Source organism: Pseudomonas sp. NS1(2017) (genome assembly GCF_002269425.1).
Classification (GTDB): domain Bacteria; phylum Pseudomonadota; class Gammaproteobacteria; order Pseudomonadales; family Pseudomonadaceae; genus Aquipseudomonas; species Aquipseudomonas reactans.
The window spans coordinates 6,681,923-6,702,516 of sequence record NZ_CP022960.1 but is presented as its reverse complement, the minus strand read 5'-3'; the positions used below and the strand labels follow the sequence as shown (position 1 = coordinate 6,702,516).

Below are 20,594 nucleotides of genomic sequence, written 5' to 3'. Positions count from 1 at the left end.
CGAGCTACCAGACTGCTCCATCCCGCGTCTGTGTGTCGGCATTCTACAGAGGAACGCGGGTGTGTCAACCCATGAATCGAAGAAAAGCGCTTGTGGTTCAATCGGTTAGCTCTCCAAGGTGGCCTCTCGATACCCCGCCAGCCCAGTCTGGCCGAGGGTTTCAGCTCTATCAGCAGGCCAAATTCGATTGAGAAAATAAATTCATCCGGGATTTTTCCTACCGCTCAAGCGGAAGAATCAAACTACTGGTGCTATATACAGGTGTGAGTGCGATACTGGCCACCCGTAGGTACACACCCCCGTTTATATGACGCAGCGCAAAATCATCCACGTCGACTGTGATTGCTTCTACGCCGCCATCGAGATGCGCGATGACCCGAGCCTGGCGCAAAAACCGCTGGCGGTGGGTGGCTCGGCCGACCGGCGCGGGGTGATCGCCACCTGCAACTACGAGGCGCGGGCCTATGGCGTGCGCTCGGCCATGTCGTCACGCCATGCCTTGAAGCTGTGCCCGGACCTGACCATCGTCAAGCCGCGCATGGATGCCTATAAGGAAGCGTCGAAGGCAATCCAGACCATCTTTCGCGACTACACCGACCTGATTGAGCCGTTGTCACTGGATGAAGCCTATCTGGATGTGTCCGACAGCCCGCATTTCGGCGGCAGTGCCACGCGCATTGCCCAGGATATTCGCCGGCGTGTCTCCAACCAGTTGCACATCACCGTGTCCGCCGGCGTGGCGCCGAACAAGTTCCTGGCCAAGATCGCCAGCGATTGGAAAAAACCCAACGGATTGTTTGTGATCACCCCGGACCAGGTTGAAGACTTCGTCTCGCAATTGCGCGTGAGCAAGTTGCACGGTGTGGGCAAGGTCACGGCGGACAAACTGGCGCGCCTGGGAATCGAAGACTGCCTGCAGTTGCGCGAGTGGAACAAGCTGGCGTTGGTGCGCGAATTCGGCAGTTTTGGCGAGCGACTGTGGAGCCTGGCCCGTGGGATCGATGACCGCGTGGTGCAGAACGACAGTCGTCGGCAGTCGATCAGTGTGGAAAATACCTACGACGTGGACCTGCCGGACCTCTCAAGTTGCCTGGCCAAACTCCCCGAACTGATGGAAACCCTGGCCGGGCGCATGGCGCGCATCGACAGCAGTTACCGGGCGGGCAAGCCATTCGTTAAGGTGAAATTTCATGACTTTACCCAGACCACCTTGGAGCAGGCGGGGGCAGGGCGGGATCTGGAGAGTTATCAACAACTGCTGACGCAGGCGTTCAATCGGGGTGGGAAGCCGGTGCGGTTGCTGGGGATTGGGGTGCGGTTGCTGGACCTGAGTGGTGGCAATGAACAGCTGGAGTTATTTACCCCTTTGTAGGAGCGAGCTTGCTCGCGAAGAGCGCATCGGCAACGCGTTCATTCAGGACGCTCGCGTTATCGTTGACGTTTTTCGCGAGCAAGCTCGCTCCTACAAGGTTCAGCGCGCTCCAGGATCCGCCACCAACCGCCCCGCATCCTTGGTCAGCGCTTGCAGGAATTCCTGCTGCAACTCTGGATCATTGCGGGTCAGTTCGATCAGGCTTTGCTCCAGCTCACTGGCTTCTTCTTCCAGGCCCAGTTCAGACAAGCGCTTGACCCGGTGCACCCACTGGCTGACTTCGTCGTCTTCCAGGTCGTCGTAGATCAGGCCGTGGGCTTCCAGCAACTTGTTGCGCAAGGTGCTGCTGACCGCCAGCGTGGAGTCCGAATGCACGTCGTCCTGGCCATCTTCCACGCTGATCTTCAAGGTCGTGACGCGGTTCAGGTCCTGTTCGGCAAACGGGCTGTCCAACAGGTTCAGGCGTAATACGCCGTTACGGTCGGTGGTCAACTCGTGGACGTGCTTGCCGGCGGTGACTTGCACCGGGCGTTCGCTCCAGGGCAGGCTCGAATACTCCACACGCTTGTCGCGCTGGACTTCATCGATCCCTGCCAGGTTCTGTTGCGCACGGCCGTGGGACTGCACGTTCATGAACGGATTGAGGCCGTCCACGCCGTAGGTCAGCCAGTCACGCGTCACGCTGGTCGGCAGGTTGCCAAGGGCGAATACGTTCACCACATTGGCGCCCGCGCCGGCCACCAGGGCTACGGCACCCAACGGCATCTCATAGAGTTTGCGCCAGGGCTGATAGGGCGTGTAGCGATCGTAACGACGGGTGACTTCGAACTCGGTGACCTCGAAGGTCTTCTGCTCGTGAATCCGTACCCGGCGTTGCGGCAGTTCCAGCACTTTGGGTTCGCCTACATCGATCTGCAGGCTGTGGTCGAGCAACTTACGTTCGACCCGCTCCTCGTGCTCACTGCGTTGCGACATCTGGTTGGCGCAGCCGCTGACCAGCAGGGCGCCGCACAAGGCGGCGCCCCCCAGGGCTCTGGTGTTTCGCTTGAACATGACTTCTCTTGATCTGGTTTTCAGCGACGAATACGCGCCTGAAGGAAAGACAGCACGTCAGCCACCGGCAACGGTTGGGCTTCGGCTTCGGTCCGGCTCTTGTATTCCAGATTGCCATCGGCCAGGCCGCGGTCACTGACCACGATCCGGTGCGGGATGCCAATCAATTCCATGTCGGCGAACTTGATGCCCGGGCTGGTTTTCTTGTCCCGGTCATCCAGCAACACTTCAAAACCGGCGGCCGTCAGATCGGCATACAGTTTGTCGGTGGCTTCGCGTACTTGCTCGGTTTCATAACGCAGCGGTACCAGGGCGATCTGGAACGGCGCCAGGGTGTCGCTCCAGATGATGCCGTTCGCGTCGTTGTTCTGCTCGATGGCAGCGGCCACCACGCGGGAAACGCCAATGCCGTAGCAACCCATTTCCAGGATCACCGGCTTGCCGTTCTCGCCCAGCACTTTGCAGTTCATCGCCTGGCTGTACTTGTTGCCCAGCTGGAAGATGTGCCCGACTTCGATGCCGCGCTTGATTTCCAGGGTCCCCTTGCCATCCGGGCTCGGGTCACCGGCCACCACGTTACGCAGGTCGGCCACGGTCGGAACCGGCAGGTCACGCTCCCAGTTCACACCGAAGTAGTGCTTGTCGTCGATGTTTGCGCCGATGCCGAAGTCGCTCATCAGCTCGACCGAACGGTCGATGATGATCGGCAGCGGCAGGTTCAGCGGGCCGAGCGAACCGGCGCCGGCGCCAATGGCGTCACGCAGTTCGGCGTCGGTAGCCATGACCAGCGGGCTGGCCACGCCAGGTTGCTGGGCGGCTTTGATTTCGTTGAGCTCGTGGTCGCCACGGATGACCAGGGCGATCAGCTTGCCTTCTTCTTCGGCGCGCACGATCAGGGTCTTGATGGTCTTTTCAATCGGCAGATTGAATTTTTCCACCAGGGCCGCGATGGTCTTGGTCTCTGGCGTATCCACCAGGCGCAGCTCTTCAGCCGGTGCTGGACGGGAGGTTTCCCGTGGCACGGCTTCGGCTTTCTCGATGTTCGCCGCGTAGTCGGAGCCGTTGCTGAACACGATATCGTCTTCGCCGGACTCGGCCAGCACGTGGAATTCGTGGGAGCCGGCACCGCCGATGGAGCCGTTGTCCGCTTCAACCGGGCGGAACTTCAGGCCCAGGCGCGTGAACACGTTGCAGTAGGCCTGGTGCATGCGGTCGTAGGTGACCTGCAGCGACGCCTGGTCGGCGTGGAACGAGTACGCATCCTTCATGATGAATTCACGGCCGCGCATCAAGCCGAAGCGTGGGCGGATTTCGTCACGGAATTTGGTCTGGATCTGATACAGGTTCAGCGGCAGCTGCTTGTAGCTGCTCAGCTCGTTGCGCATCAGGTCGGTGATCACTTCTTCGTGGGTCGGGCCTGCGCAGAAATCGCGGCCATGACGATCCTTGAAGCGTAGCAACTCAGGGCCGTACTCTTCCCAGCGCCCGGATTCCTGCCACAGTTCAGCCGGTTGGGTGCTCGGCATCAACACTTCCAGAGAGCCGGCAGCGTTCATTTCTTCACGAACGATGGCTTCGACCTTGCGCATCACCTTCAAGCCCATGGGCAGCCAGGTGTACAGGCCGGAGGCCAGCTTGCGGATCATACCGGCGCGCAGCATCAGCTGATGGCTGATCACGACCGCGTCGGAAGGCGTTTCTTTCTGTGTGGCGAGCAAATATTGACTGGTACGCATGGTAGGCCGTTGTCGGTTGCTTGGACTTGAAATGACTCTGGATTGTACGGGCGGTTGTCGCTCGCGTACAGGCATGAGCGCTGTAGGAGCGAGCTTGCTCGCGAAGATCGTCAACGATGACGTGGGAAACCGGGGAGAACGCGGCGTCTATGAGTTCTTCGCGAGCAAGCTCGCTCCTACAAGGGATCCGTGTCTTCGGAGGGATTCAACCGAGCCCGCCGATTCTCCTGATACCAATGCAACGCAATGAGCACCAGCGTCGGCACACCCAGCATGCAGGTGATCAGGAAGAAATTGTGATAGCCGAACTTCTCTACCATCACCCCCGAATACCCACCGATCAGGCGCGGCAACAGCAGCATGATCGAGCTGAGCAACGCATATTGGGTGGCGGAGAACTTCAGGTTGGTCAGGCTCGAAAGGTAGGCCACGAACGCCGAGGTCGCCAGCCCTGAGCTGAAGTTATCCAGGGAAATGGTGAAGATCAGCATCTGCAGGTCCGGGCCCATGTCGGCGAGCATCACGAACAGCAGGTTGGTGCCGGCCGAGGCCACGCCGCCGATGAACAGGATCGGCAGGATGCCGAAACGCACGATCAGCAAGCCGCCCATGCCGGCGCCGACCAGGGTCATGATCAGGCCGAAGATCTTGCTGACCCCGGCGATCTGGTCCTTGGTAAAGCCCTGGTCGATGTAGAACACGTTTGCCATCACGCCCATCACGGTGTCGGACATGCGATAGGTGGCGATCAGCCCCAGCAGCAGCAACGCCTGCCAGCGGTAGCGCAGGATAAAGTCGTTGACCGGTGTCAGCACCGGCGCCAGGCCACGGCGGCCCATGGCCGAGAGGCACAGGGAGGTCAGGGTGATATAGAGGATGGCGCGCAGGAACGCGCGGTCTTCCATCAGCAGGTCCCACAAGCTCATGCCATGGAACAGCACACTTTCGAAATCGGTGTTGAACAGTTGGGTGAACATCGCCGGCACCGATACCAGCAACACGATCAGCACAAATACAGAGACAAGTTGGTGCACGAAGCTGTAGCGCCCGGCTTGCAATTGAGTGCGCAGTGGCACATTCGGTTCGCGCATGAAGAAGGTGGTCAGCAGCGCCGGGACCATCAGGACGCCGAACAGCACATAGGTGCCGGTCCAGGCCGAGTGTTTATAGTTGAAACCGGTGGAGCCGAAACCTTCGGCAAAAAACAGTGCGCCCGCCGTGGCGAGCAGGGCTGCAATGCGATAGCCGGACATGTAGCTGGCGGCCAGAGCAGCCTGGCGGCTGTCGTCGGCGATTTCCAAGCGATAGGCGTCGACCGCGATGTCTTGGGTTGCGGACGCGAAGGCGACGATCACGGCGATAGCGATCAGCCAGGACAAGTGTTTCTGCGGGTCGCAAAAACCCATGCCGATCAATCCGAGGATCACCAGCGACTGGGCCAGCACCAGCCAGGAACGACGGCGTCCGAGTTTGCCGAGCAGCGGCAGGCGCCATTGGTCGAGCAGCGGCGACCACACCCATTTAAAGGCATATGCCAAACCGATCAGGCTCGCATAGCCAATGGTCTCGCGCGCCACACCGGCTTCACGCAACCACACTGAAAGCGTCGAGAACACCAACATGTAAGGCAGGCCGGCGGCAAAGCCGAGCAACAACAGGACTAACGTCGAGGGGCTGGCATAGGCGGCGAGCGCGGCGCGCCAGGTTTTACGGGGCATGGGCTGGAGTCTGCCTCAGATTTGCGGAAACAAAGCGCGCACTCTAACCGCTGTGCTCTACCGGGCGCCAGCCATGGCGCTGAATATCCACGCGATTGTTGCGGACAGTGACGCCTTCATCGCGCAAACGCGCGCGTTGTTCGTCACCCGAGGCACTGCCCACCGGCAGACTTATCCGACCACCGGCACCCAGCACGCGGTGCCAGGGCAGCTTGGTGTCTCCGGGAAGCTGGCTCAGGGTACGTCCCACCCAGCGCGCCGCACGGCCGAGGCCCGCCAAGTGAGCCAGCTCGCCGTAGCTCACCACGCAGCCTGCGGGCACTTGGGCCAGGGTCAGGTAGAGCGCGGTGCGGCGCATTTCGGCGGGGCTTTGTGGGGTTTCGGCGGGCTGATTCACGGTGGGCATATCCATTGATACCGACGGCACAATTGTAGGAAAGGTCTGTAAGTGTGTTGGTGAGAATTGAACTCAACATAAATCCTTGAGTCAGTCCTAGCTATCTAACACGATAATCGCCCTTTTTCGCCAACCTTGAGCTCCCGATCCGCTTATGTTGTCCAGAACCCTGCTGTGCCTCGCTGTTTTCAGCGCCTCCACGCCCTTGCTCGCCGATACCGTCTGGTTGAAGAACGGTGACCGCCTGACGGGCAAGATCAAGGTCTTCGACGGTGGCAAGCTGCTGATCCAGACCGATTACGCAGGCGCCATCCCGGTGGACTGGAAACAGGTGAAAACCCTGGAGAGCGACCAGGAGCTGCTGGTCAAGCAGGACGCCTACACCGGCGAGAAGGCCAAGTCCCTGAAAGCGGCGGATGACGGCAAGGTGGTGCTGGCCAACGGCGAGGCGCCCAAGACCGTCGAATTGGCCAGCATCCAGCAGATCATCAAGCCCAAGCCGGTGGTCGAAGACCTGGTGTGGAAAGGCAACGTGGACATGGCGCTGGACTATAAACGCGCCGACAAAGACACCAACGACTACGACATCGATTTCAAGACCACCGCCCGCCATGGTCAATGGCGTCACACCGGGCAGGGCGAGTACAACCGCGAGTTCCAGGACGATGTCACCACCACCGACAACTGGGCCCTGGAATACGACCTCGACCGCTTCCTGACCGAACATTGGTTCTGGCAGGGCCGCTTGACCTACAAGCGCGACAAGGTTGAAGACTTGTCCCGTCAGCGCACCGTCGGTACCGGCCCGGGCTATCAGTTCTGGGACGATGAGCTGGGCGCGTTCTCCCTGGGCTCGCTGGTCAACCGCACCGACTACGAATACGCCGACGGCGGCAAGGACAACTTCTATTCCCTGGCCATGAAGTGGAACTACAACCGCTACCTGGTGGGCAAGACCGTCGAATTCTTCACCAACGGCGAAGTGGGCAAGCCTATCGGCGGGCCGGCGGAGTATTCGTTGGATGCAGAAATGGGCCTGCGCTACAAAGTCACCGAATGGGCGTCCCTCAACCTCAAGGCCGAGCGCGACATCATCAGCGGCGACTCCGACAGCAGCCTGAGCAAGACCCGCTACACCGCAGGCTTCGGCGTGGCCTGGTAACACGGCCGAACAAAACCTGCTTGGCAACCTTTGCCGATAATGATTACCTTGCGTTGAGATTCATTCCCATAGGCCATGGGCGGCTGATTATCCGAGGAGTCATACGTTGAGCGCACAGGTTGCCAAGAACGCCCGAGAGCTGTTGCTCAAGGAATACCGTGGGGCTCTCTCCACACTGTCCAAAGCCATGCCCGGCTTCCCTTTTGGTTCGGTCGTGCCCTATTGCCTCGACGAGCAGGGTCGCCCGCTGATCCTGATCAGCCGCATTGCCCAGCACACCCACAACCTGCAGAAAGACCCCAAGTGCTCGCTGCTGGTGGGTGAGCGCGAGGCGGATGACGTGCAGGCCGTCGGTCGCCTGACCTACCTGGCTGAAGCCGAAAAACTGGAGGAGGGCGCTGCCATCGAGGCGGCCGCTGAGCGTTATTACCGCTACTTCCCCGATTCAGCCAACTACCACAAGGCCCACGATTTTGACTTCTGGGTGCTCAAGCCAGTGCGTCACCGTTACATCGGCGGTTTTGGCGCGATTCACTGGGTCGATCAGTTGACCTTGGCCAACCCGTTTGCGGGCAAGGCCGAGCGCAGCATGATCGAACACATGAACAGCGATCACACCAAGGCCATTGCCCATTACGTCGACCTCACCGGTTTGCCGACCTCCGAGCCTGCCCAGTTGGCCGGCATCGACAGCGAAGGCATGCACTTGCGTATAGGCCAATCCTTATATTGGTTGCCGTTTGCGGAGTCTTGCAACACGCCGACACAAGTACGCGAAGCCTTGGTTTCATTGGCTCATGCCGAGATCTGGCCGAAAAAAGAAGCCGCTGACGCTTGAATTCACGAAACGGCGACGTCATCTAAGGTGGACTGGCAAGGCATTCTTGCGTTGAGGAACCATTTGATGCGCCCTTTTTTGTTGCTCTTTCTGCTGTTCCCGGTGTTGGAGCTGTTCGTATTCGTTCAAGTCAGCAGTGCGATCGGCTTTTTCCCGGCCCTGTTGCTGATCATTCTCGGCTCGATGCTCGGCGTCCTGGTGCTGCGCGTCGCCGGCCTGGCCACGGCGTTGCGTGCCCGTGAAAGCCTGAACCGTGGCGAACTGCCCGCCCAGACCATGCTCGAAGGCCTGATGATGGCCTTGGCCGGCGGCCTGTTGATCCTGCCGGGTTTTATCAGCGACGTGGTCGGCCTGGTCATGCTGCTGCCGTTCACCCGCAAACTGCTGGCCGGCAAGATGCGCCAGCGTGCCGAAGAGGCCGCGATTCGTCAGCGTGCGTTCGCCGACGACCTGCAACCCCGTGGCGGTCCGGCCCCGCGCCAGCCGTTGGGGCGTGAAGGTGATGTGATCGAAGGCGAGTTCGAACATCGCGACAGCAAATAACCGCTTCATTGGCACGGCACCTCAGGGTGCCGTGTTGCTTTCAGCCGTCGGCACACGCAAAAAATTTACGCCGCGGCCCCTTGTAATAAGCTTATGCGCCCTTATGTAACGGTCACCGCAAGGTTTCTGGTGGCGACACCAGACAGACTTCCGCGTCTTGCTTGGCGAGGCGCGACCGGCTCAGCCGGAATACAACCCGCCGGTATTGACACCGGCCGATGAAAAACACAATTAGGAGAGATCGACAATGAGCAAGCTTCGTCCTCTGCACGACCGCGTCGTAATCCGTCGTAGCGAAGAAGAAAAGAAAACCGCTGGCGGTATCGTTCTGCCAGGTTCGGCTGCTGAAAAAGCCAACCACGGTGTGATCGTCGCTGCGGGTCCAGGCAAAACCCTGGACAACGGTGAAGTGCGTGCTCTGGCCGTTAAAGTCGGTGACAAGGTTGTATTCGGCCCTTACTCCGGCAGCAACACTGTGAAAGTTGACGGCGAAGACCTGCTGGTCATGGCTGAGAACGAGATTCTCGCCGTACTGGAAGCGTAATTCCCCCGCTCATTTTCCCGTTACTCCAAAGTATTTAAGGATTATCGATCATGGCTGCTAAAGAAGTTAAATTCGGCGATTCCGCCCGCAAGAAAATGCTCACCGGTGTCAACATCCTGGCTGACGCAGTAAAAGCGACCCTGGGCCCGAAAGGCCGTAACGTGATCATCGAGAAGAGCTTCGGCGCTCCGACCATCACCAAGGACGGCGTTTCCGTAGCCAAAGAAATCGAACTGGAAGACCGTTTCGAAAACATGGGCGCGCAGCTGGTCAAAGACGTTGCCTCCCGTGCCAACGATGACGCAGGCGACGGCACCACCACCGCTACCGTTCTGGCTCAGTCGATCGTCAACGAAGGCCTGAAAGCCGTCGCTGCCGGCATGAACCCGATGGACCTGAAGCGCGGCATCGACAAGGCGACCATCGCTGTTGTTGCCGAGCTGAAAAACCTGTCCAAGCCATGCGCTGACACCAAGGCTATCGCTCAGGTAGGCACCATCTCCGCCAACTCCGACAGCTCCATCGGCGACATCATTGCCGAAGCCATGGAAAAAGTCGGCAAAGAAGGCGTGATCACCGTTGAGGAAGGCACTGGCCTGGAAAACGAGCTGTCGGTTGTAGAAGGCATGCAGTTCGACCGCGGCTACCTGTCCCCGTACTTCGTCAACAAGCCAGAAACCATGGTTGCCGAGCTGGAAAGCCCGCTGATCCTGCTGGTCGACAAAAAGATCTCCAACATCCGCGAAATGCTGCCAGTGCTGGAAGCCGTTGCCAAAGCCGGCCGCCCACTGCTGATCGTTTCCGAAGACGTTGAAGGCGAAGCCCTGGCGACGCTGGTAGTGAACAACATGCGTGGCATCGTGAAGGTTGCAGCCGTCAAGGCTCCAGGCTTCGGCGACCGTCGCAAGGCCATGCTGCAGGACATCGCTGTTCTGACTGGCGGTACCGTTATCTCCGAAGAGATCGGCCTGAGCCTGGAAAGCGCCACCCTGGAAAACCTGGGCAGTGCCAAGCGCGTGACCATCTCCAAAGAAAACACCATCATCGTTGACGGTGCTGGCGTAGAGCAGGACATCCAGGCTCGCATCACCCAGATCCGCGCCCAGGTTGCCGAGACTTCGTCCGACTACGACCGTGAAAAACTGCAAGAGCGCCTGGCCAAACTGTCCGGCGGCGTAGCAGTGATCAAGGTTGGCGCGGGTTCCGAAGTTGAAATGAAAGAGAAGAAAGCCCGCGTTGAAGACGCCCTGCACGCTACCCGTGCAGCCGTTGAAGAAGGCGTGGTACCTGGCGGTGGCGTTGCGCTGATCCGTGCTCTGGAAGCTCTGGTTGACCTCAAAGGCGACAATGCTGACCAGAACGTCGGTATCGCAGTTCTGCGTCGCGCCGTTGAATCCCCACTGCGCCAGATCGCTTCCAACAGCGGCGATGAGCCAAGTGTTGTGGTCAACGAAGTGAAGAACGGCAAAGGTAACTACGGTTACAACGCTGCCACCAGCGAATACGGCGACATGGTTGAGATGGGTATCCTGGACCCAACCAAAGTGACCCGTTCCGCGTTGCAGGCAGCTGCTTCGATCGCTGGTCTGCTGCTGACCACCGAAGTGGCCATCGCTGACAAGCCGAAGGCTGAAGGCTCGGCTGGCGGCGGTATGCCAGACATGGGCGGCATGGGTGGCATGGGCGGCATGATGTAAGCCAGCCCTACCCGGCTAACTGAAAAGCCCCGCCTGCAGTGATGCAGGCGGGGCTTTTTTGTGGGCGACTGTTACTCAACCAATCGCGCGTCGACGCAACAGCTTCTTGAATGTCATCCCGCGGGCCAGTGTGGGTTGGCCGATAAAGAGCACACGTGCAGCGGACCACGGTGCAGTCGTACTGTCGAGAGGCTCTTCGGTAGGCACATGTGCGGTTGTGCTGGGTATGGGCCGCCCCCAGTGGCAGGCCAGCAGTGAACTGGCGGCAATACACAGCGACAGCATCAACGTGGGCAAATGCTTCTTGGGGGGACGCATGAACGGGCTCTCCAACCGGATCCAAAGGATGGGACCCAGGGTGCAGGGGCTCTCCTGGATCAGGTGGCGAGGTTACGCAGAATGCCGGTGGTTCATTGTCACAGGCTGTAACACGCTGGTTATTGGGGGCGCAGGGGCAGGATCAGGGTCAGGCGCGCACCGCCCAAAGGGCTGCGCGTAACGGACAACTCACCTCGGTGCCATTGGGTCGCGCGCTTGGCCAGCGCCAGGCCGAGGCCGAAGCCGCCGGACTCATCGCCGCCCATGGCCAGCCGTACGAAAGGTTCGAATACCTTTTCGCGGTTTTCAGCGAGGATGCCGGGGCCGTCGTCGTCCACATGCAGCACAAGATGCTGGTCATCCTGGCGAGCGGCGCTGACGCACACCTGGTCGCTGGCATAGGTGATGGCGTTGCTCAACAGGTTGCGCACGATCAAATGCAGTAAGGCGCGGTCGCCGATCAGTTGCAGATCCGCAGGCTCAGTGTCCAGGCTCAGGCGGCGATGGTGTCCGTCGAGCAAGGCGAACTCCTGATGCAGCCAGTCGCGGATAGGGATGGGTTCATGTTGCAGGTCGGTGGGCGCACCGGCCATCCGGGCAAAGGCGAGGCTGGCGCGGACCAGGGCTTCGAGTTCTTCCACATCGGTTTGCAGGCGTTCCTGCAAGCGGGTACGGGTGGGTAAATCGTCACTTTTGCCCAGCAGGGTCAAGGCGAAACGCATCCGTGCCAGAGGCGTGCGCAGTTCGTGGGAGACGGCTTGGGAAACTTCCCGGTGACGTTCGCTCATCGCCGTAATGTCCTGCGCATGTTGTTGCACGGTTTGCAGCAGCGGCGTCCATTCCTTGCCCATGGCGGGCAACATTGCATTGGGCGTGCGAGCGAGGGTGCCCAGGCAGGCATTGAGTGCTTCCACCTCGGCGGTACGCTGACGGCGTGCGCGCAGACCCAGCCACATCCACAGCCCCAGAGGCAGGCCGGCCACGCAAGCGGTGATCCCATAGACCGGGAATTTCAGCAGGTCCTTGACCTCGGCTGTTCCCCACATGGGCCCGAACTGAATCAACGTCTTGTCGTCGAGCGGGAAATAGCTAATGTCTTCATCGCTGTTTTGCGCCGGTTGCTGGTGTTTGAGCATGATCAGCGCCTCGGGCGGTAACTCGATCTCATCCAGGGTGACCAGGCTGATCGGGTACTGGAAGCGTGCACGCAGCGCTTCCATGCGCGCTTCACGCTGCTCGGCCGGCAAGGGCTTGAGCTGCTCCGCCACCAAGTAGCCCGGCCCGGCCATCAAGCGCAAAAAACTGTACTCGCCGACGAACACCGAGGCGTTGGCGCACAGCCACAACAAATAAAGCGTCAATGCGCCCCAACTGGTGCCCGCCACGATCGCCATCCAGGGCCGCACTTTAGAGAGCATGCCGAGCGCCTCGCGGGATTTCGACAAACAGATAGCCCTGGGCCGTGATGGTCTGGATGGTCACCGGGCAGTCCAGGCTCATCAGCTTCTTGCGCAGGCGTGAGACGCGCATGTCCACGGAGCGATTGATCCCGTCGTATTCCAGGCCACGCAGGCTTTGCAGGAGTTTTTCCCGGGTCAGCAACACCCCGCAATGGCGGGCGAAGATCGTGAGCAACTCGAACTCGGCCACCGAAAACTGCAAGGGCACCTCATCGAGCCAGGCGAAGTGGTTGTTGAGGTCCAATCGAAAGGTGCCCCACTGGTAATAGGCGCGGGGGGCTTGTGGATGGCGGCGCAGCAACGAGCGGATCCGGGCCAGCAACAGCAGCGGGTCGACGGGCTTGACCACATAGTCGTCCGCGCCGACGTCGAACCCGGTCAATTGCTCGGCGTTCTCGTCCAGCGCCGTCATCATCAGGATCAAGCCGGGGTACTGGTCGCGAATCTGTCGGCACAGCGTGAAGCCGTCAATGCCCGGCAACATCACATCCAGGATCAGCAGCGCCGGCTGTTCGTCACGGATACGCTGGGCTGCGCGATCGCCGCGGTGTTCCACCGCCACGGTAAACCCTTCAGCGCGCAGGAACTCGGCAGTCAGCGCGGCCAGAGGGAGGTCATCTTCGATCAGCAGCAGGGTGTCGGGCATGAAAGGGCGTCGTCGCCAGAGGATGGGCGCAAGTGTTACGCCCTTCAGGAGGGCAGGCAAGGGGCGTTCGTTTGGCGGCCATTTTTGCCTGGGGCCTGTCGTCGGTGTGTGAAGCTATAGTGAAAAACTCGTTGGTTGATCCAATCAGTTGAAAAGCGTAATCGCCGCGCCCTCCAGGTCTATCCCTGAGCCACACTTGGCCTTAAGCTGCGCGAGCCAACACGGCCGTTACCGCGTACGGAGACACTGCCCATGCGAATTTTATTGGTTGAAGACAACCGCGATATTCTGGCCAACCTGGCGGATTACCTGGGGCTAAAAGGCTATACCGTGGACTGTGCGCAGGACGGTTTGTCGGGCCTGCACCTGGCCGCCACCGAGCATTACGACCTGATCGTGCTCGACATCATGCTGCCCGGCATCGATGGCTACACCCTGTGCAAACGCCTGCGCGAAGATGCGCGCCGTGACACGCCGGTGATCATGCTCACCGCCCGCGACCAATTGGATGACCGGCTGCAGGGCTTCAAGTCCGGCGCCGATGACTACCTGCTTAAACCGTTTGCCCTGTCGGAACTGGCCGCGCGTATCGAAGCCGTGCTGCGCCGTGCCCAGGGTGGCGGTCGGCGCGCCCTGCAAGTCGCCGACCTGCATTACGACCTCGACACCCTGGAAGTGACCCGCGAAGGCCGCCTGCTCAAGCTCAACCCGGTCGGCCTGAAGCTGCTGGCGGTGTTGATGCAGAAGAGCCCGCACGTGCTGCGCCGCGAAATTCTTGAAGAAGCCCTGTGGGGCGACGACTGCCCGGACAGCGACAGCCTGCGCAGCCACGTTCACCAATTGCGCCAAGTGATCGATAAACCGTTCGCCAAGCCGTTGCTGCAAACGGTGCACGGCGTCGGTTATCGCCTGGCTGAGGGTAGAGATGGAGTTTAAGCAAAGCCTTGCCCAGCGGATCATCATCGCCTTTGCGTTGATGAGTGCGTTGGTGGCGGGGGCCTTCGCCATGGGTATCGTCGCGACGGTGCACCTGGTGGAAGAGAAGCTGATCTCGGCAGGCTTGGGCGGCGACCTGCAGCGCCTGTTGCTGATGGACACAGTCGAAGACTGGCGGCACCGCCCCGAGCCGGACCAGTTGTTTTACTTCAGCGGTGGCCCTGGCGATTTTGAGTTGCCCAAGGATCTGCGTCACCTCGAACCCGGCTTCCATGAAGTCTTCCGCGAAGCGTTGTCGTACCACGCCATGGTCGAAGTGGTCGACGGCCGGCGCTACGTGTTGCTGCAGGATCAGAGTGATTTCGAAGAGCGCGAGCGCGTGCTGTTTGCCGTGGTGCTGGTGGGTTTCGTACTCAGCCTGGCGCTGGCGGTATTCCTCGGTTGGGTGCTGGCACGCAAAGTGATGGCGCCGGTCGTGCGCCTCGCCCGCCAGGTGCGTCACCGCGACCAATTGCTGGGTTTGGCGCCGCCGCTGGCACCGGACTATGCGGCCGACGAAGTGGGTGAGCTGGCGGTGGCGTTCGATGCCACCCTGGGGCGCCTGCGTCAGGCGTTGTCCCGTGAGCAATTGTTTACCAGTGACGTCAGCCACGAATTACGCACGCCGTTGATGGTGCTGGCCAGTTCCTGTGAACTGCTGCTGGAAAACCCGGCCATTGATCAACGTGGGCGCAATCAAGTGCAACGCATTGCCCGCGCTTGTGAAGAAATGCGCGAGCTGGTGCAAACCTTCCTGATGCTGGCCCGTGCCGAGCACAATGACGCGGCGATGTCTCCCCAGGTGACCCTGGCGCAGGTGGCGGATGACTTGCTCGGTATCTGGCGTGACCCCATCGAGCGTAAAGGCCTGGAGCTGATCTACCAGCCTGGCAACCCCCTGGACACGCGGTACAACACCACCTTCCTGCACGCCGTCATGGGCAACCTGCTGCGTAACGCCCTGCACTACACCGAACACGGGTTTATCCGCCTGACCCTGGAGCCCGCAGGCTTTGTGGTGGAGGACAGTGGTGTGGGTATTCCCGAAGACAAGCGCGAAGCGATGTTCGAGCCGTTCGTGCGCGGCAGCGAGAAACGTGGTGACGGCCTGGGCCTGGGGTTGTCACTGGTCCAGCGCATCTGCGAAAACCAGGGCTGGACCGTGAGCCTCAGCACCATGGAGCCCAACGGCTGCCGCTTTCACGTGCAATTGAGTCAGGTCAACGCCTGACTCCACCCTCTGCCGCTATCCTGCCAGAGATCCCCGTCATTCGGCGAAGATGGCCCCATGCCATTGCTTGTGTCTGTAAAGTCTTGAAATGTATGGGGTTGGACAGGACAAGATTTTCACAACGGGTTGACCTGTTGATCACAGTGCGCTGCTTAAGGTTGTAGGCATCAGCAACTGGAGATCCGTCGATGTCTACCCCGATCAAGCTCGAATTTTCCGAAAAGTACGACGACGAACACGCCCACGAATATTTGCTCAAGCATCAGGACAATCTGGCGCGCCGGTTGTCCCACAAACGCGACGAGCAATTGGCCCGTGGCGCGCTGGCGATGGCCGGTGAGCCTGGCCTGGTATTGGACCTGCCGTGCGGCGCAGGGCGTTTCTGGCCGCTGCTGGCGGAAAAGCCCAACCGCGTCATTATCGGTGCCGACAATTCGGCGTCGATGTTGAAGGTGGCAACGGTCGCCCAGCCCGCCGATGTGGTGAAACGGGTACGACCCTTGCAGACATCTGCCTTTGATATCGATCTGCCGGACAACTCGGTCGACAGTATTTTCTGTATGCGCCTGTTGCACCACATTGGTGATCCGGCGCACCGACTGGCGATATTGCGGGAGTTTCAGCGCGTTACCCGTGACAGCGTCATTGTTTCGCTGTGGGTCGATGGCAATTTCAAAGCCTGGAAACGCAAGCGTCTCGAAAGCCAGCGTCGCAAGAAAGGTGAGCAGGAAGGTTACCAAAACAGGTTTGTGTTACCGGCTGCTACTGTTGAAGCAGAATTCGAAGAAGCCGGTTTTCGTGTTCAGGAATCCCTGGACTTCATACCGCTCTACGCCATGTGGCGAGTGTATGTATTGCGCAAGAGGTAACAGGATGGCAGTTGAGTGCGTAGCAGGCAGTCATGTAAAGCCCGAAGAACGATTCGATTATTTCTGGCGCCAGCAAGGCGAGTGGGTCGAAGAGCCCAATCGCCGGCGCGGGGGTGAGAGTGGTGTGCAACGCGTGATGACCGCCAATGGACGCCTGCTCTACAGCAAGCGCCAGACCGGGCACATCTACCGCAGTTGGCTGCATCCTTTTGGCCGCCCCACGGTATTGCGTGAGCGAGATGCGATCAAGGGCCTGCGCCTGTTGGACGTACGTGTGCCGGAAATGGTCTTTTGCGAGGCACGCAGGGACCCCGAGCACCACTGGCAGGCTCTGCTGGTGACCGCAGCCCTCGACGGCTTCGACGAAATCGAAAACTGGTACGCCGCCGGTGGTCGCGAGCAGTACGGCGAGTTAGTGCATGAGCGCGTGCTCAAGGAGCTTGCCGGCACCTTGGCGCGCATGCACCGTGGGCGTTGGCAGCATGGCTGCCTGTACATCAAGCACATTTTTGTAAGGGTGACCGGCCAGGGCGACTCGGCCAACGTCGAGGTGGCACTGCTGGATTTCGAGAAATGCCGCCAACGTTTGACCGCCTATCGGGCCGCTTCCCACGACATGCTGCAACTGCGCCGCCATTCGTCGTGGAACGATACGGACTGGAAGAAACTCAGCTACTTTTACGAGACGGCGTTTGGCAGCGCTATCAAGGGTTTAACCAGATGAAGCTAGAAATAGCACGAGGTTTGTTCCTGGTCGGGGCGTTGGGCGTTGCAGCCTTGGCGCTGGCGGCGTGGGAACAGCCTCGCACACAGGTGCTCAGTGCAACGCAGGGTGGCGCGCAATGCCTGTTGCCGCGCGTCGCCAAGGCGAGCACCGCGGCCAAGCCTGATCATGAGTTGTTGCTGTTCATGTTTGGCATGTCTCAAGGGATGAGGCCACAGAGTTGAAACGATTCAACCCCCCAGGAAAGGGCCTTGCGATGCGAGGCCCTTTTTTTTGCCTGGGTGTCAGGCCTTGTCCGGCTTGGCGAGCAAGGTGTACACGCACGGCAGCACAAACAACGTAAACAGCGTGCCGATCGACATTCCCGTCGCAATCACCATGCCGATATCAAACCGGCTCACTGCACCGGCACCCGTCGCGAAAATCAGCGGCACCATGCCGAACACCATCGCGGCAGTGGTCATCAGTACCGGCCGTAGTCGTATCGCTGCAGCTTCCTCCACCGCCTGCCGTGGCGTCAGGCCCTTGTCCTTGCGCAGTTGGTTGGCGAACTCGACGATCAGGATCCCGTGTTTGCTGATCAGGCCGATCAGCGTCACCAGGCCGACCTGGGTGTAGATGTTCATGCTCGACCAACCGAGGAACAGCGGAATCAGCGCTCCGCAGATCGACAGCGGCACCGTCACCAGGATCACCAGTGGGTCGCGGAAGCTCTCGAACTGCGCCGCCAGCACCAGGAAGATGATCGCCAGGGCCAGGCCAAAGGTGACCCACAGCGCCGTGCCCTCCTGGATGAATTGCCGGGAGGCACCGCTGTAGTCGAACGCATAGCCGGGCGGGGTTTCCTCAATGGCAATCTGGCGCACGGTGTCGATGGCCTCGCCCATGCTGACGATGGGAAAGCCCGAGATCAGCGCCGAATTGAGTTGCTGGAACTGGTTCAACTGCCGGGGCCGAGCGCGGTCCGTCACGCTGATCAAGGTCGAGAGTGGCAACAATTCGCCCTGGGCGTTCTTCACGTAGTAGTTGTTCAGCCACTCTGGATTGTCGCGGTAGGTGCGCTCGACTTGGGCGATCACCTTGTAGCTGCGCCCATCCAGGGTGAAACGGTTGATTTCCGCCTCCGCCAGCAAGGTTGCCAGGGTGCCGCCGAGGTCCTGCATCGACACGCCCATCTGCGCCGCCTTGGCGCGGTCGATGTCCACCACCACTTCGGGTTTGTCGAACGCCAGGTCGATGTCGACAAAGGCGAATTTGCCTGACTCCATCGCACGTTTCTTCACGCGATTGGCCACTTCCAGCAACGACTCATAATCGTTGGCGGTGTTGATCACAAAACCGAACGGCAACCCTTCGCCCGTGCCGGGCAAGGAGGGCAGGTTGAAGCCGAACACCTGCAGGCCGGGAATCTGCTCCAGGCGCTTTTGCACCTCGGGCAAGATTTGCATCTGGGTACGCTGGCGCTCGTTCCACGGCTTGAGCAGGAAACCGCCGATGCCCGATTGCACGCCGTTGAAGCCGTTGATCTGGAACGACGAGTAGTACTCCGGGAACTCCTTGAATATGTTGATGAACTCGTCGGTGTAGGTGTTGAGGTAGTCCAGGTTGGTCGGCTGCGGCGCGCTGGCCATCATGAAGATGATGCCCTGGTCTTCGTCGGGGGCCAGTTGCGACTGGGTGAACTTGAGGAACACCGGGATCAGGCACAGCACCATCAATGCAAATACGATCACCACCGGCCGCGTATTCAGGGTGCCGTGCAGCATGCGTTGGTAGCGACGCTTGAGTCCGTCGAAAATCCGGTCGAGGCGGTGAGCCAGTCCAGAAGGGTTTTCATCATGGCGCAACAGCAGCGCGCACATCATGGGTGACAGGGTCAGGGCGACAATGCCGGAAATGATCACCGCCCCGGCCAGGGTCAGGGCGAATTCCTTGAACAACGCGCCGGTGAGTCCTTCGAGAAAACCGATCGGCGCATACACCGCGGCCAGGGTGATGGTCATCGACACCACCGGCAGGGCAATCTCCCGTGCGCCTTCCAGCGCTGCATCCAGCGGCGTCTTGCCTTCCTCGATGTGCCGGTGGATGTTTTCCACCACCACGATGGCGTCATCCACCACCAGGCCGATGGCCAACACCATCGCCAGCAAGGTCAGCAGGTTGATCGAGTAACCCATCAACTGCATGAAAAACAGCACGCCGATCATCGACAGCGGGATGGTGATCACCGGGATCACCACCGAACGCAGGGCACCGAGGAACAGGAACACCACCACGATCACGATCAGCACGGCTTCAAACAGGGTTTTGACCACCTCGTTGATGGACGCCTGGATAAACAGCGTGGCGTCGTAGGCAATTTCCGCCTTGAGGTTGGGCGGCAGCTGGGACTCCAGCTCCGGCATGATCTTGCGCACTTCCTTGATCACGTCCAGCGGGTTGGCGCTGGGCGTGGCCTTGATGCCGATATACACCGACGGCGTGCCGCCAAACGAGCTGATGGCGTTGTAGTTTTCCGCGCCCATTTCCACCCGGGCCACGTCCCGCAGCAGCACTCGGCTGTCGCCGTCGGTTTTCACAGTGATGGCGCCAAAGGCTTCAGCGGACTTGAGGTCGGTGTTGGCGTTGATGCTGGTGACGATGAATTCGCCTTTCAGCTCACCGGCAGCGGAGAGGAAGTTGTAGCGGCGCACGGCGTCGGTGATGTCGCTGGCACTGAGGCCGAAACCGGCCAGTTTCACCGGGTCGAGCCAGAGGCGCATGGCGAACACCTGGTTGCCGAGGATCTCCGCTTCGGCCATGCCGGGCAGGGTGGCGAGCTTGGGTTGGATCACCCGTGACAGGTAATCGGTGATCTGTGGGTTGCTCAGTTGCCCGCTGGAGAAGCTGATGTACATCAGCGCCGAAGCATCGGCGGCCTCTTTGCTCAGCACCGGGTCTTCGGCGTCTTGCGGCAGCTTGTTCTTGACCTCGTTGGCCTTGGCCAGCAATTCGGTAAACAGGCGGTCGCTGTTGGCGCCGATGCGCGCGTAGATCGAGATCACCGAGAAGTTCTGGCGGCTCACCGAGGTCATGTAGTCGATGCCTTCTGCGCTGGCCAGACTTTGCTGCAACGGCTGGGTGATGTAGCCCTGAATGGTCTCGGCATTCGCGCCGGGGTAGGCGGTGGTCACCGTGATCAGGGCGTTTTCCATGCTCGGGTATTGGCGCAGCGGCAACTTGCTGTAGGCCTGGAAACCCAGCAGCACGATCAGCAGGCTGACCACCATGGCCAGCACCGGACGGCGGATAAACGCATCTGTGAACCTCAT

Annotated in this window: 19 protein-coding genes; 11 read left to right on the top strand and 8 right to left on the bottom strand. The window is 60.3% G+C overall.

Features of this window, described 5'->3' with window-relative positions:
* Nucleotides 1-307: 307 nt before the first annotated feature.
* The gene (gene dinB, locus CI807_RS31205; RefSeq protein ID WP_095017483.1) at nucleotides 308-1,372 is read left to right on the top strand and encodes a DNA polymerase IV; all 1,065 of its coding nucleotides are present in this window, start codon (nucleotides 308-310) and stop codon (nucleotides 1,370-1,372) included.
* A gap of 99 nt (nucleotides 1,373-1,471) precedes the next feature.
* Here the strand turns inward: dinB and CI807_RS31200 are convergent, their stop codons facing one another.
* From CI807_RS31200 to CI807_RS31185, 4 genes are all read right to left on the bottom strand, one after another.
* Nucleotides 1,472-2,425: a hypothetical protein gene (locus CI807_RS31200; protein WP_095017482.1), complete on the bottom strand. Its 954-nt coding sequence runs from the start codon at nucleotides 2,423-2,425 to the stop codon at nucleotides 1,472-1,474.
* 20 nt (nucleotides 2,426-2,445) lie between these two features.
* Nucleotides 2,446-4,161, bottom strand: coding sequence for a proline--tRNA ligase (locus CI807_RS31195; RefSeq protein ID WP_033898568.1), 1,716 nt, complete (start codon nucleotides 4,159-4,161; stop codon nucleotides 2,446-2,448).
* A 176-nt stretch (nucleotides 4,162-4,337) separates the two neighbouring features.
* Entirely contained in the window at nucleotides 4,338-5,879 is a 1,542-nt protein-coding gene (locus CI807_RS31190) for an AmpG family muropeptide MFS transporter (RefSeq protein ID WP_095017481.1), read from the bottom strand.
* A gap of 43 nt (nucleotides 5,880-5,922) precedes the next feature.
* On the bottom strand, nucleotides 5,923-6,285 hold the full coding sequence (locus CI807_RS31185) for an MGMT family protein (RefSeq protein WP_095017480.1): 363 nt from the start codon (nucleotides 6,283-6,285) through the stop codon (nucleotides 5,923-5,925).
* A gap of 145 nt (nucleotides 6,286-6,430) precedes the next feature.
* On the opposite strand from CI807_RS31185, the gene CI807_RS31180 reads away from it, so the two are divergent.
* The 5 genes from CI807_RS31180 to groL all read left to right on the top strand — a co-directional run bounded on the left by CI807_RS31180 (nucleotide 6,431) and on the right by groL (nucleotide 11,060).
* Nucleotides 6,431-7,438, top strand: coding sequence for a DUF481 domain-containing protein (locus CI807_RS31180; RefSeq protein ID WP_095017479.1), 1,008 nt, complete (start codon nucleotides 6,431-6,433; stop codon nucleotides 7,436-7,438).
* 106 nt (nucleotides 7,439-7,544) lie between these two features.
* On the top strand, nucleotides 7,545-8,276 hold the full coding sequence (locus CI807_RS31175; protein ID WP_095017478.1) for a HugZ family protein: 732 nt from the start codon (nucleotides 7,545-7,547) through the stop codon (nucleotides 8,274-8,276).
* Between the two features lie 66 nt (nucleotides 8,277-8,342).
* Complete coding sequence (locus CI807_RS31170; protein ID WP_016975517.1) at nucleotides 8,343-8,819, top strand: FxsA family protein; 477 nt, start codon at nucleotides 8,343-8,345, stop codon at nucleotides 8,817-8,819.
* A gap of 247 nt (nucleotides 8,820-9,066) precedes the next feature.
* Nucleotides 9,067-9,363: a co-chaperone GroES gene (gene groES, locus CI807_RS31165; protein WP_095017477.1), complete on the top strand. Its 297-nt coding sequence runs from the start codon at nucleotides 9,067-9,069 to the stop codon at nucleotides 9,361-9,363.
* Nucleotides 9,364-9,413: 50 nt separating this feature from the next.
* Nucleotides 9,414-11,060 carry a chaperonin GroEL gene (groL, locus tag CI807_RS31160; protein WP_016975515.1) on the top strand — a complete coding sequence of 549 codons (1,647 nt, stop codon included), beginning with the start codon at nucleotides 9,414-9,416 and terminating at the stop codon, nucleotides 11,058-11,060.
* Between the two features lie 75 nt (nucleotides 11,061-11,135).
* On the opposite strand, the gene CI807_RS31385 is transcribed toward groL, so the two are convergent.
* From CI807_RS31385 to CI807_RS31150, 3 genes are all read right to left on the bottom strand, one after another.
* Nucleotides 11,136-11,378 carry a hypothetical protein gene (locus CI807_RS31385; RefSeq protein ID WP_157742090.1) on the bottom strand — a complete coding sequence of 81 codons (243 nt, stop codon included), beginning with the start codon at nucleotides 11,376-11,378 and terminating at the stop codon, nucleotides 11,136-11,138.
* Between the two features lie 119 nt (nucleotides 11,379-11,497).
* A complete protein-coding gene (locus tag CI807_RS31155; protein WP_095017476.1) occupies nucleotides 11,498-12,796 on the bottom strand; it encodes a sensor histidine kinase KdpD in 1,299 nt (432 codons plus the stop codon).
* Nucleotides 12,786-13,484, bottom strand: a complete 699-nt coding sequence (locus tag CI807_RS31150; RefSeq protein WP_095017475.1) for a response regulator transcription factor — start codon at nucleotides 13,482-13,484, stop codon at nucleotides 12,786-12,788. Before CI807_RS31150 ends, CI807_RS31155 begins: the two co-directional genes overlap by 11 nt.
* 252 nt (nucleotides 13,485-13,736) lie before the next feature.
* On the opposite strand from CI807_RS31150, the gene colR reads away from it, so the two are divergent.
* The 5 genes from colR (at nucleotide 13,737) to CI807_RS31125 (ending at nucleotide 17,507) form a co-directional block, all read left to right on the top strand.
* Nucleotides 13,737-14,420: a two-component system response regulator ColR gene (gene colR, locus CI807_RS31145; RefSeq protein ID WP_016975511.1), complete on the top strand. Its 684-nt coding sequence runs from the start codon at nucleotides 13,737-13,739 to the stop codon at nucleotides 14,418-14,420.
* Nucleotides 14,410-15,690 (top strand): HAMP domain-containing sensor histidine kinase, encoded by a 1,281-nt coding sequence (locus tag CI807_RS31140; protein ID WP_095017474.1) that lies wholly within the window; start codon nucleotides 14,410-14,412, stop codon nucleotides 15,688-15,690. Before colR ends, CI807_RS31140 begins: the two co-directional genes overlap by 11 nt.
* 188 nt (nucleotides 15,691-15,878) lie before the next feature.
* Entirely contained in the window at nucleotides 15,879-16,559 is a 681-nt protein-coding gene (locus tag CI807_RS31135; protein WP_016975509.1) for a class I SAM-dependent methyltransferase, read from the top strand.
* A 4-nt stretch (nucleotides 16,560-16,563) separates the two neighbouring features.
* The gene (locus CI807_RS31130) at nucleotides 16,564-17,283 is read left to right on the top strand and encodes a lipopolysaccharide kinase InaA family protein (RefSeq protein WP_095017473.1); all 720 of its coding nucleotides are present in this window, start codon (nucleotides 16,564-16,566) and stop codon (nucleotides 17,281-17,283) included.
* Nucleotides 17,280-17,507 (top strand): hypothetical protein, encoded by a 228-nt coding sequence (locus tag CI807_RS31125; protein WP_028617789.1) that lies wholly within the window; start codon nucleotides 17,280-17,282, stop codon nucleotides 17,505-17,507. The genes CI807_RS31130 and CI807_RS31125 overlap by 4 nt, the downstream gene beginning before the upstream one ends.
* 60 nt (nucleotides 17,508-17,567) lie before the next feature.
* Here the strand turns inward: CI807_RS31125 and CI807_RS31120 are convergent, their stop codons facing one another.
* Nucleotides 17,568-20,594 (bottom strand): multidrug efflux RND transporter permease subunit, encoded by a 3,027-nt coding sequence (locus CI807_RS31120; protein ID WP_095017472.1) that lies wholly within the window; start codon nucleotides 20,592-20,594, stop codon nucleotides 17,568-17,570.